The following is a 12125-nucleotide window of genomic DNA, read 5'->3' as shown; positions in this document are numbered from 1 at the left end:
AACTAGTCTGACAGAGAGGGAAACTAAGTCAGGCCAAGTTGCGTTGAGTCTTCTATGTTGCGAAGTAGTCTTGAAATGAGGTGGTTGTTGAACAAGCTCAGAATAAACCTTATCCTAGAGGGGTTATTTTTGACGGTATGGATAAATCAATATCGCTAACTAACAAGCTCGTAATTATTTACTTCAGAAGTAGCTAAGTATTTTAATGATTTTACACCGCCATTTATCAATTCTAGAGCTTGTGCCAATAGCGCCAAGCTCTATCTCGACCCTCCAGTTGCAGCAAAAACTGCTTGAACGTGGCTTTGATATTTCAACTCGCATGCTTCAACGCGATCTCCAATCACTTTTCGAGCAAGGTTGCTTTGGGCTTGAAAAAGATATGCGGAGTAAACCGTTTGGGTGGTCTATTAATGCGCAGTGGCGAGGTGGTAACGCAAAAGTAATGAGTAGCGAAATGGCTGAACACTATTTGTTGCTAGAGCAGTTACTACCGCAATCTGTCCCGAGTGATGTTAAATACTCCGTTCATATTAAAGCAGAGCAGGCGCTTAAACGTTTTAATGGGCATGTACCTGACTGGCTTGCAACCCTTCCTAAGCCTTCGTTAAAAGTGAATATTGATGCTCAGTTAGTGGCACAAATTGAGCATGCGATTAAGCATAAGCGTGCAGTGAGCGCTGAACTTTATAGGGTACTTTACGATGAAGCACATTGGTTGAAGTTTGCTGAGTTGAGTTTTTACAACTTAGTTGAGCAAGGTGGGGTATTAATGGCGCAGTTCATGGTGGGAGAACTTCACGAAAAGTGTTACCAAATGCCGGTTTACCGCATTCGTAATGTACATATTCTGCAAAATACACGACGTGAGCCAAGTATTGGGCAGTTAAAGTCGTTACGTAGTGCGATTAACAAAGGCATGTTGCAAGAAGGGATTGAGTTAATTATAAAAGTCCCCAAACACTCTGCTGTTAATCAAGAGTTTATTGAGCTTGGCGAGCTGACTGATAAGCAACATATTGATGAAAAAAGTGTATTAGTTACTTACCAGACTATTGATACCGAGCAATTAACCGATGAATTATTTAAATTTTCTCATTGGCTAGAAGTAATTAAACCTGAAAAGTTGCGGCAAAGAATTGTTAGCAAGCTTCAAGCGGCCGCTAACATTTATAAATAACTCCAACTAGTTTAGGTGCGTCAATTTTTGACGCACCTATTTGTTATGCTCCTTTAAAAGTTAAGGAGTGATTAGATTATGTTTCAATTAATTCAGCAAAATGATGGTTTATCGATTGGTGTATTTGGTATTGGTGGGTGTGGCTGTAATACACTTAACAGTATTTTTGAACAACGCGAGTCTGAGCAAGCGCACTTATACAGCGTTAATACCGACAAAGTGGTGCTTGAACATACGCAAAGTGATGAAGCTGTACTAATAGGTGCAGAGCTTACTCATGGATATGGTGCAGGAGCAGATCCTAAAGTTGGGCTGCAGGCAGCAGAAGAAAGTAAAGAGCAGCTTTTAACGCTTATTAATGGCTGCGATATAATTCTGTGTGCAACAGGGTTGGGTGGCGGTACTGGGACTGGCGCCAGCCCTTACATTGCTCAACTTGCTAGTGAGCAAGGTAAGCCCATTATATTTGTTGCTACATTGCCATTTAGTAGTGAAGGGCAGTTTAGAAATAATATAGCGGAAGCAGGTTTAAATGAGCTTAAAGAGCATGCTAATGCGGTTATTACTCTCCCAAACGATCAACTGATTGAGGTGCTTGGTAACGATATAGGATTATTCGATGCGTTTAAACACTCAAATCAAATACTCCACTCACTGATAAAATCACTCATCGATATGCTGTGCTTTCAAGGCCTAATAAACGTTGATTTAAACGATTTTGCTAAAATTATGGATTGCCAGGGTGATGCAGTACTAGGGGTTGGTAAATGCGATGAAGAAAGCGAGCTAACTACTGCGCTTGATGGGGCACTTAACAATCCGCTGGTTAATCAGGTCGATATGTCATCAAGTACGGGTGTAATAATACAAGTCAATTGCAAAGATGAAATTTCACTGGGTAGTTACAACCTCATTACCGATACAGTCCGTCAGCAGGTAAGCCCTAATGCTTTGGTTATTTGTGGTGTGTCAAAAATAGAAAGCTTAGCGACTAATTATGAGTTACTGGTAATTGCTACGGGAGCCAGTACTAAAATGGTTACTGATGACCTTAGTAAAGAAAAAAAGCCTGAGGAAAAAGCTAACAAGGCTAGGCCAAAGCCATCTGATATTTTTGACATCCCTGCTTATATCAGGACAAAATCGCCAGCCCCACAATAAGAGTTATAAAATTCTCTTATAACTCTTACTTTATAAAGTTTACAGCTCTAAGTAGCTCTAAAATTGTTAAAAAGAATTCTGCGTACAGAAATGTGTGCAGAAATCACTTCTAGCCCTTGAGGTGCTTGTTTTTATTGGGGGTCTCATAATCGTGCCAGTAGATTGTTGCTTGATTTTCGTAGTATGTTGGTTCACTCATTCTTTCTTTAAGCCCTATATATTCGTGGGTTTTATTTGCTTTTGTTATTTATTGTCTATTTTAGAAAGCACTTTAATATTTGCATGGTGTGTATAAATTCGCGTATAAATTTTTTGCTAACTGTGTATAAAAAATTAAATGGCAATTAGTTAAACGAAAATAAGAAAGCTGCTAGGCAAAAATCAAACACCGTGTGTATTATCGCATAGAGATAGTCTAAGTGTAAGGGTATCTGCCAAGGGGACTATCACTTGGTAATACCGTTGTCGTGTAGATGGTAAACAGGTAATTATTACGCTAGGGCGTTATCCGGGGCTTAGCATTAAAGAAGTGCAAGACTATATCCCATTATTTCAAAATTGGTTAAGCCAAGATAAAGACCCACGCCTCGAGCTTAAGCTTATGCGTAACAATGCCAAAGGTTTACCTACAATGGCAGATGTTGCAGCAAAGTGGTTAGATAAAAAAATACCTGACCTAAAAGAAAAAACACAAATACTTTATACACATCAAGTCAGCAAATGGGTTTTGCCATTTTTAAATGATGAAGCTAAGCCACTTGATTTAATGACCATTAAAGATTAGATCACGTACTTTGATGACATAAAGAAATTAGGCAGTGCTAAAACAGCCGGCACAATATTGGTGCGCATAAAATCAATAATAGGCTGTGCTGAAAAACGCGGTGAAGTAAAGCCATTTAACCTCGTACTAACTTTAAATATAAATGATGTAGGCGAACAAGCATCGGTAGGCCAGCGAGTGATGCGTTTTGATGAAATTGCAAAACTTTGGATACAAATAGAAAGCTCAAAAGCCACTCCTGCAACCAAAGGATGTTTGCAGCTAATTTACATAACAGGCGCTAGGCAATCAGAGGTTCGTTTAGCTAGGTGGGAGCATTTCGACTTTGACAACAATATTTGGACGGTACCGCCCGAAAACTCAAAAACAAATAAAGCAATCCACACAAACCAATGACCACCCACATTATTAATCGTTATTGTTGTAGAATGTGGGATCACTTGTTTGAAAAATATAAAATACCTAAGTTCTTACCGCATGATTCCCGCCGCTCACTTTCAACACTACTAAGTGAAAATGGTGTAGCACCGCACGTAACAGAAAAAATGTTAGGCCAAACAATTCGTGGAGTAAAAGGAGCCGGCTGAGGTATGAGCTTTATTGTGGATTAATAGATGAAGCAATAAAAACAGAGTTGCAAAAGAAATAATACAACAGAATACGCAAATGTATGGATGCATACATAATTATTGACATAACCGTCAATAAGTTTAAAATTAAAGCACTTAAATTTAATTCAATTAAATATAAATGGCCTTCGAAAAGGAGTTGTCATGAGCAAAAAAATTATTCAATTAAGTGATGTAAGACGAGAAAATGAAGCTGAAAAGCAGTTCTTGAATCTACTTGATGCTGACATTAGAGCGGGAAATGTAAAAAAAATTCCTGACTCTGTATTTGATCGTATCGCAGCAATCAAGCACAAGGCACTCGTTGCACGTCAAAATAACGAATTAATAGAGATGTAAATGCACTGGGAAAGATATTGGCATACCGTATTCGAACAAAGATACACGGAAGTATTAAATCAGGTCGAACGCGAAGCTGAAAAAGACCCAGAGCACTTTTACGAATCAGCAATCTATAAGTTATTTGAATGTGTAACCGATTGTATTGAAAACAGAATATTTATAGACCCTCAAGCACCAGACTTTGTACTGGGTAACACGTTAGGTAAAAGTAACCGAGATTGGCGCAGAGCTAAAAAAGGTATGCCTAATCGGTATCGACTTTTTTTTAAGTTTTCGAGTACAAATAAAGCAATAGTTCTTGCTTGGTTTAACGACCAGTCAACACTTCGTAAAGATGGTAGTAAAACGGATGTTTATGAAGTTTTTAAAAAAATGCTATCTAAAGGGACTGTACCCAGTAGCATTGATGAACTGATAGAGCAATCAACAGAGTTTAATAAACAAGCCCGCAAATAGCGGGTTTTTTTGTGGATAAATTTGATAAATTCATGTCGTTAACTAAGCTAAACTCCTAATCAAAAATAAAAGGGAGTTTTCATGTCTACAAAAACAGATATGAGCGGATTGAAAAAACTATCTAAAAACTTAGAGGAATTAGGTAATAAAAAATCTATAAGGTTATATGAACTGATGAGTGATAATTTCATATCAAAACACTCTAAATATAAAAACTTTGATGAACTATTAAGTAGTAGTCCTTTTACTGTCGAAACAGCAGAAGATTTTAAAGTAATACCAGATGATGAGTGGGATAGTTTTATAAATCAAAATACAGGCTATGATTCTTGGAAAGAAATGCAGGTTAAAGCATTTGAATATTATGCAAAAAAACAAATAGAAAAAGGTTTATGACCAAATAGCCCGCGCTTAGCGGGCTTTTTTATTAAATATATTCTTTATCTTCACAATATTGAAAGAAGATGTCATTTTGGCCAAATGCCGATTTTATTAATTTATTGTCATCAGTAAGTAGGATGTAGGCATCAATTATTTCTGAACTGATATTTATAGTTGGGTTTTTTATTCGAAAGAATGAAGGGCTTTTATTTGACGGTATAACGTGGATAAAATCTAAGTGTTCAAATAATTCAAAGTAAATAATGAGCTCTTTGAATTGCCCTTCATCTACTTGAGCGTTAGTACAATTGAACATTAACAAAGTTAGCTCTTGGTTTGATAGTTGAGATCGGAGGATATTGCTATATTTTTTTTGCTCAGAAAACCCTTTTATACCAAATTTTATTAGCTTTAAAATTTGATATAAATTTCTACAGTAACTTCCAAAAACTTTATTTTCGTACTTATAAAATATAGTAAAAATAAAGCTAATAGGGACTTTAAAATCTGCTCTAGAGTGTGCGCTATTCATTGCATATAATAATCGATTTAATGAGTCCAAGCCATTTTTGGCATTACCATGCCCATCGTCAATGAAATCAATCTTAAGCTCATTTCTTATTTCTTCACTAAAGTCACGGCGGTCATAAAAAATGTTACTTAAAAGTTTATTATGCAATTCCAACATATTAAAAAACGTAGTTTCAAAGCTCTGTACTGCTAATAAGCTAGCTTGCTCTTTTAATGCATCAGATGAGTTGGCAAGTTCGTCACGAGTTAGTCTAAGTTCTTCATTGCTTACTTGAAGTGCTCTTTCATTTTGCTCGATTGCTTTAGTGCCTTGCTCGATTGCTTTTTCGCTTTGCTCCAGCGCTTTTTTATTTTGCATTAGTGTATAAGCAATTAAAATTAAGCTGAGTAGGGCGAACGTGGGGTTTAGTACACCGCCAAAAAAATCTCCAACTGCTCCCCAGTTACCAATATTAGATGCAAAACCTAACCCAAAATGTGAGATGAAAGTACCTATAGCGATTAATGCAGCTATTGCAGCAGTTATACAAATTCTTTTAATGAGCTTTTCCATGCTATCCCTTACCTTTAAGTGTGCTAAATAGTTTACCTATCTGATCCATGCCATCAAATGTGCTCGGGAGGTTTTCAGCATCGCTGATAATCCCGCTAAATATAAGATTTTCGAACTTTTCTAAAACAGTAGGATCATCTTTTTTAATCTCTTTTGAGTAATCTGCATAGTTTTGAATAAACTGACAAAGGGTTTGTCTTAGCTCAATTTGAAGTATTTGTCCTTTTACTGATTTATAGTTTTGAAGTATGACTCTAAAGAAATAAATCAGTAAGATCTCTAATGAAATAAATGGGACTAGTTTCAACAAGTGAGAAATTGGCTCTTCGGCTTTCAATATGCTTTCAGGTAGCCAACCGAAAATCGTGCATAATAATGGGATTATCATCATGCAACCCATCACTGCTAATAAGCCTAATAATACTCTAGACTCTTTAATTTTCGTTCTCAATAGTTGATTAAAACCATCGTACAAACCCACGAAATTAAAGGCAGTTTTTTGTTTATCTAACGTTTCGTTTAAGTTTTTTACGGTTTGTTCTTTTTTGTTTAATTCAGATTGAAGTTCAGAAATAGCATCAGTAACTTCAGAAGAAAATGTGTTTAATTTATTTACCGCAAGATTAGCTTTTTCAGTTTTTTTATCAACTTCAGAAAATAGCTTAATGTTTTCTGAGTGAAATAAGTCTTTTAATAAGTTATGAGGTGTGGCATACAAAGCGTATGCGATTCCTGTTCTTGTATAACTACTTAAGATAGGGTTGTTAATATTTAAAAATACATTCCTTTCTAAGTCTTTAAATAGTTTACCTTCAATAAAATTCTCTTTCTCGGCTCTGAAATTTGCCTCAAATAAAAAATCAATACAATAGCTGTATATACTCTCAACCTCAGCTTGAGAGAGCTTTTCATTTGTATCATTAGATAAAGTTTTAATTTGTTGAATGAATTCAGAGCCCTGCTTTAATATTGCTGTAGGGCAGTATTGGCTCCACTTTTCAGGTGATTGTATTATCGAATTTAAAATTTTTAATGAATCTTTGAATATTAACAGTACTTGTTCACTATTGTCAGAGTCTAATTGGAATTTAAATTCAAACAATTTAACATCGTACATATTAATAAAATTTTCGATGTCCGCTTTTTTTTCAAGAAACATAATTAGTCCTTTAATTTTATTTTTAATCGCCTTAAAGCGACTTATCTGTAAATATAACTTTGCCAATTAACGTATACTTTTCATTAATCGATATAAATTGCTCTGGCAAGTTCGGGTTGGCGGCTTTAAGAGTTTGTGATCACCTTCGATAAGATAAGCTGCTTAAAAGTTACTTGGACCAATTCGTAAGAACCATGGTTGCATTTGGCTTCAGGGCCTATGAAAATCAAGTTATTGTAATGGAACTTAGGTTCCATGCTCACACTTAGCAACCTTAAAATAATAAATAACTAGAAACCGATAAATTTATCAAGGAATGCCCTATTTTGGAGGCTAAAAGCAAACCGCCAAGTTACTAAATTTATGAATTATTTAGATTATGGCATAGGGTCACAGAGGTTTATAGGTTTGAATAAGGAAATCTATTAGCCAAAACACGAATTTAAGAGTGATTGAAGTGATTATTTATTTCTGAGGTTCTGCGTTAGAGAATTTATTTATAAATATAACGGTTAATGTTATAACTTAAGCTAACTACTAATTTGCTTTAACATTATGAAACTAATAATAAAAACCACTTTACTATTCGACCTCTATACGATGTGCCTGTAACGCTGTACTTAGATAAATTAAATCATTTAGACTCAATGGCTATCCCTTGTTTTATCGATATACCAAATAAAGATGTAGGTTAATTATGTTTTCACAATTAGAGCTTAGATTAATTAAAAGTACTCTTAAAAGCAGGGTTGAAAAAGAAACAGTAGAGCTTAAGCAGCTTGATGGAGATAGCGATGAATATATGGAAAAGGCTAATGACTTAATGGTGCTTGATACATTAATTTCTAAAATTGATAAATCTCAAAATTAAAGCTTGAGGTGCTAGCTCCTAACTAACGCTTTTCCTCGAGGTGAAATTACCCTCACTAATAATAGTTACCACTATCCACAAAATGATGAGCCAGAAATGGTAGTTAAACAAGTTTTGAAGCTATTATCACGCACTCAATAGCGAGATCGGATTATGTTTTTTAATAACTACTAACTATGAGTTCTTTTTGTAATAGGTGGTATTTTTTATTTATTGTGATGTTTATTACGCCTGCATTAAAAGAGTAAATTAAAACCAAATAAAAAGCACTGCAGGTTCACTGCAGTGCTTTTTTTAGGGGAATGATATTAATTATTTTGCAGTTGCAACAAGCTTAACCCAATCGTAATTAGTGACGCCTAACAAGCCGATTTGTAATGATTGACCAGCACTAACGGCTAGAGTGCAGCTTTCGTTGTTGCCGGTGTTTTTTGATAGGCAATCATATTGTGTTTGCGTGACAGCACCATCTGCTTTTACGTACAGGCTGATATCTCCTTGGCTACCTGTTGTGTTTATTGTTACAGATGTTTTTCCTGTAGGAACCACATAGCTATATCGTTGCCAAAAACCAGGAAATCCATAGGCGCGAGAAGCAATAATGGTGCTATCTCCCGTCGGTGGTGTGCTGTTTTCATAATCAGCCATAATAGTGACATTACTGTAGCTGCTATAGGCTTTAAGCATAACGTAATAGCGACCTTCTCCTTGACTCACGTTACAGCTTTCACTGTTACCATTTCTAAATGGTCGGCAGTCGTAATCGTTTGTGGTAGGTATTGTATTTTTCTTAACGTATAGGTCTGCATCACCTGAGCCACCTGATATGCTCATTGTAATGTTCGTGGTATTTGCAGGCACATCAATATAGTAGATACTCTCTTGATTTATTGCTGCACTTTGGCCTGTTAATGCTTGGCCTTTAGTTAATTCAATCTCTGTTGAGGAACCATCGGAAACACTAATAGTTTGGGTTAGTGTATTTGTATTATTATTACTATCTTGAACGGTAACAGAAACGTCGTAGTCACCCGCAGAGACAAAACTATGCATCACAGTTGCGCCTGTATCGGTTTGATTATCGCCAAAGTTCCAACTGTAGTTATTGATTGTACCTGCGGAGCTGGAACCAGTTGCATCAAAATTACACTGTAATTGTTCACAGCTGTATTCAAAACGTGCGGTAGGTGGCAGTGGGTTAGTACCGTCGTTATCGCCAACAGGAACTGTGCCATTAAAGTAGGTTGCGACTTGGGGCCAAATTTTACTTATTTTGGCGCCTTTATTGTAGCATCCACCTAAATGGTGAAGTGCAATAACACGATTACTTGATGCTGCAACAACAGGAGAACCAGAAGAGCCACCTATAGTGTCACAATAGTATCCAATATCCGTATTACTTCCACGCCCATTCGTTGAGGGGGCATTAACTTGGCACAAACCATTGGTGTCTTGATCAGATTCAATTGATAGCTCTTTAGGGTTACCTGAACCATGTTGAGGAACATAAATTCGCTCACTTTGTTGTGCGTTTCTTACATCTAGCCCCAAGTAACCAAACTGCTCAATAGCGGCAAAATCATTAACACTGAACAGCGTATAATCTAATGTGTAGTCAGTTTTAAAAAACTCCTTGCCTGTCACTTTTACAATGGTTTCTTTAGTTGTTCCATTACAACTTTTATTTTGGTAGTTGAACCACACTTCTGTAGAGGCAAGTTCAGATGCGGTTTCAATGCAGTGGTTATTGGTAAATAATTTATTATCGCTGCCAACGCGCCAGCCTGTACATAAACTGCGGCCACCTATTACTAAGCGTGCGACAGGGCGGCTGCGATCGAACTCTGTTGGGTTTGAGTCGGCCCAACATTGCACGTCTTTGCGTTCATTAATGCCACATGTTGACAAGGGGGCAGGTGTATTGTCTTCGCTGAGTTTTATATTAGCGCTTTCGGTACCGTAAAAGTAACTATCAATAATACCAAACTGGTGATGCTGCTTACTGGTTATTGGATCAGGGTAATACTCAATGATAACGCTGTCATTTGAAACCGACATAGAAGAAAATGAATGCACACCATCATCCCCGTTTAAGCTATCGATCGTTGCAGCGCCCATATTGTCATTACTATATTCATAACGTTCTGAGTTGTCTTCACTTCTGACTACTAACTTTGCGCTACCATTTAGGTCCACCTGATTAAAGTGCAGTTTTATATAATCAGCATTGGGATGAGATACAGTTTGAGTGATTACGTGTCCTTGCGCAGTTTCGATAGCAAATTGCTTAGAAAGTTTTATATTAGTGTCAGCCTGTTTGGCGATTGTAGTTTTCTTTGCTTCTTGAGTGTGTTGTAAAATAGTGAGCTCATCCACAGCAGCAATACTATGTTGTCCATAAATGGCAATGGCAATTAATGTTGCATATTTACATTTATTCATCTTTATATCCTTTTTCACTTACAAGTGGTTTGATGTAACGTAAACGATCAACTGCATGCCCATGTAATTAAACGTTGAGCAAATAATCAGTACCTAATTTACATACTAAGGGTAGGCCGCATTTTAATCTTCGCCAGTAAAAAATTTAAATTTTTTTAACTTTACTCGGAAATTATTGCAATTTTCACTTTGAGATCAGCTCATTTTAAAAAGAATAAATGGCTTAGTATTCAATTTGAAAGTTTAAATACAAGATGTTCCCTGTTGAGTCTAAAAGGCTGTTACCAATACAGGTAATAACTTTTACTAACACCCACTAAAAGTAATATTGTAGATATTGAGACTCCTGATATTGAACTTTTATCTAATTTAATTTTTACAAAAATATACACAAGCCAAGTATTAATTCTGTTATTTGGGTCGTTATTCTGTAAAATTATCGGCTTAACATCTGTGATCTAGTCGTTACATTTGTTGTTGGGGTTAATTATTCAATTAATATAAGCAGACGTTATGATTTTTTATATTATTGGGTTAAGTACGCTCGTTATTATTTTGTGTGTGGCGCTTTATGTGATTTACAGCAATATACGAAAGAGCCGAGTAAGCAAGTCAAAAGAATATAATGTGTTATTTGATAAAGACACCATTATTGATGAACTCATTGCTCAACTTAGCGAGAAAAACCAAACCCAAGAAAACCAAGAAAAAACAATTAAAGGCAAAGAAGAGATCCTTGCAACATTTATAGACTTGCATCGCTCGGGTAGTTTTTGTGCGCATTTAAGCGAACAAGAAATTACGTATTTTGTTAAAAAGAAACTAAACATGGAGAGTACTAAAAATGGTTAGCGAGCAACAAGCAGTCGCTGAGGCAAAAAATACGTCATTTATGGCACGTTTTGGCCGTCGTAATGTGATTTTACTAACATCCGTTGTTGTGGTGTTAGCAGTGATTGCAACATTAACTTCGCAGGTTATTTCATGGAATGAAGCCGATGAACGGCTAGTTCATCAGTCAGCTTTTACCGGTAATTTAACGGTAATAAATCAAGCGGGCCCTTACTTAAAAGCATTTGGTACGACATCAGCCTATAAAAAAGTTATTTCAATTAACTTTACCGGCGATAGCAGTGCAACAGCCAGTGCTATTGTTCCGTTAATTCCTATTCGATTCTTAGATACCACGACCGGTGGAGCACGAGGTGTTTCCCGCTTTAGATTACCTGGCAACGTACCCGCTAGTGAGTCGGGCGCTTTGCGTGGTTTATTAAAAATTCATGAAGAATTTGGCTCTCAAGAAACCCTAATTTCTAACCTTTTAATGCGTGCGACCACTGAAAATGTAAAAGCGTCGGCTCGTATGATGTCGGTTGAACAACATTATTCAGGTGGTAATGGCCAGTTAAGCCAGGATTTTTCTGATCAACTTACTAATGGTATTTTTGTTACTGAGCAAATTATTAGTACCGGTGAGCGTGATAAAACAGATGATTTAAGTAACTTAAGTAAGCAACAGCGCGTTACTATTAATATTAAAATGGATGATGAAGGTAATCCGCTACGTAATGCGCCTATTTTAGGCTCTTACGGGATCACAGTCGTTGATGCGAGTATTATTGATATTGATTACGAA

General features: G+C 36.3%; 13 protein-coding genes and 2 pseudogenes. 12 read left to right on the top strand and 3 right to left on the bottom strand.

Going from position 1 to position 12125, the window contains the following annotated elements:
- Positions 1 to 205: 205 nt before the first annotated feature.
- From CWB66_RS16630 to CWB66_RS16605, 8 genes are all read left to right on the top strand, one after another.
- Positions 206 to 1180, top strand: a complete 975-nt coding sequence (locus tag CWB66_RS16630; RefSeq protein WP_138586233.1) for a helix-turn-helix transcriptional regulator — start codon at positions 206 to 208, stop codon at positions 1178 to 1180.
- 78 nt (positions 1181 to 1258) lie between these two features.
- The gene (locus CWB66_RS16625) at positions 1259 to 2341 is read left to right on the top strand and encodes a cell division protein FtsZ (protein ID WP_138586232.1); all 1083 of its coding nucleotides are present in this window, start codon (positions 1259 to 1261) and stop codon (positions 2339 to 2341) included.
- Between the two features lie 529 nt (positions 2342 to 2870).
- Positions 2871 to 3125: a tyrosine-type recombinase/integrase gene (locus CWB66_RS22745; protein ID WP_252371781.1), complete on the top strand. Its 255-nt coding sequence runs from the start codon at positions 2871 to 2873 to the stop codon at positions 3123 to 3125.
- A 60-nt stretch (positions 3126 to 3185) separates the two neighbouring features.
- A complete protein-coding gene (locus CWB66_RS22740; RefSeq protein WP_252371780.1) occupies positions 3186 to 3521 on the top strand; it encodes a tyrosine-type recombinase/integrase in 336 nt (111 codons plus the stop codon).
- Positions 3518 to 3712, top strand: coding sequence for a hypothetical protein (locus CWB66_RS22735; protein WP_252371779.1), 195 nt, complete (start codon positions 3518 to 3520; stop codon positions 3710 to 3712). Before CWB66_RS22740 ends, CWB66_RS22735 begins: the two co-directional genes overlap by 4 nt.
- A 186-nt stretch (positions 3713 to 3898) precedes the next feature.
- Positions 3899 to 4093: a hypothetical protein gene (locus CWB66_RS16615; protein WP_138586231.1), complete on the top strand. Its 195-nt coding sequence runs from the start codon at positions 3899 to 3901 to the stop codon at positions 4091 to 4093.
- Positions 4094 to 4552 carry a type II toxin-antitoxin system YhaV family toxin gene (locus CWB66_RS16610; protein WP_138586230.1) on the top strand — a complete coding sequence of 153 codons (459 nt, stop codon included), beginning with the start codon at positions 4094 to 4096 and terminating at the stop codon, positions 4550 to 4552. It abuts the gene before it with no gap.
- 81 nt (positions 4553 to 4633) lie between these two features.
- On the top strand, positions 4634 to 4948 hold the full coding sequence (locus CWB66_RS16605; protein WP_138586229.1) for a hypothetical protein: 315 nt from the start codon (positions 4634 to 4636) through the stop codon (positions 4946 to 4948).
- Positions 4949 to 4979: 31 nt separating this feature from the next.
- Here CWB66_RS16605 and CWB66_RS16600 read toward each other — a convergent pair whose 3' ends face one another.
- Both CWB66_RS16600 and CWB66_RS16595 read right to left on the bottom strand, forming a co-directional pair.
- Entirely contained in the window at positions 4980 to 6017 is a 1038-nt protein-coding gene (locus tag CWB66_RS16600; protein ID WP_138586228.1) for a putative phage abortive infection protein, read from the bottom strand.
- Between the two features lies 1 nt (position 6018).
- Positions 6019 to 7176, bottom strand: coding sequence for a hypothetical protein (locus CWB66_RS16595; RefSeq protein WP_138586227.1), 1158 nt, complete (start codon positions 7174 to 7176; stop codon positions 6019 to 6021).
- A 697-nt stretch (positions 7177 to 7873) separates the two neighbouring features.
- Here CWB66_RS16595 and CWB66_RS22325 point away from each other — a divergent pair.
- Entirely contained in the window at positions 7874 to 8047 is a 174-nt protein-coding gene (locus CWB66_RS22325) for a hypothetical protein (protein ID WP_171037527.1), read from the top strand.
- Between the two features lie 24 nt (positions 8048 to 8071).
- A pseudogene (locus CWB66_RS22730) lies at positions 8072 to 8188 on the top strand (alpha/beta fold hydrolase); the annotation flags it as partial.
- A gap of 171 nt (positions 8189 to 8359) precedes the next feature.
- Here the strand turns inward: CWB66_RS22730 and CWB66_RS16580 are convergent.
- Positions 8360 to 10489 carry a pre-peptidase C-terminal domain-containing protein gene (locus tag CWB66_RS16580; RefSeq protein WP_138586226.1) on the bottom strand — a complete coding sequence of 710 codons (2130 nt, stop codon included), beginning with the start codon at positions 10487 to 10489 and terminating at the stop codon, positions 8360 to 8362.
- 513 nt (positions 10490 to 11002) lie between these two features.
- Between CWB66_RS16580 and CWB66_RS16575 the strand changes: the two genes are divergently transcribed.
- A complete protein-coding gene (locus CWB66_RS16575) occupies positions 11003 to 11341 on the top strand; it encodes a methanolan biosynthesis protein EpsI (protein WP_138586225.1) in 339 nt (112 codons plus the stop codon).
- Positions 11334 to 12125, top strand: a pseudogene (locus CWB66_RS16570) (SPFH domain-containing protein); the annotation flags it as partial. The gene CWB66_RS16575 and the pseudogene CWB66_RS16570, both read left to right, overlap by 8 nt.

The organism is Pseudoalteromonas sp. S558 (assembly GCF_005886635.1).
Lineage (GTDB): Bacteria > Pseudomonadota > Gammaproteobacteria > Enterobacterales > Alteromonadaceae > Pseudoalteromonas > Pseudoalteromonas aliena.
Note: the sequence above shows the minus strand (reverse complement) of the source record. Positions and strands in the feature narration are given on the sequence as shown.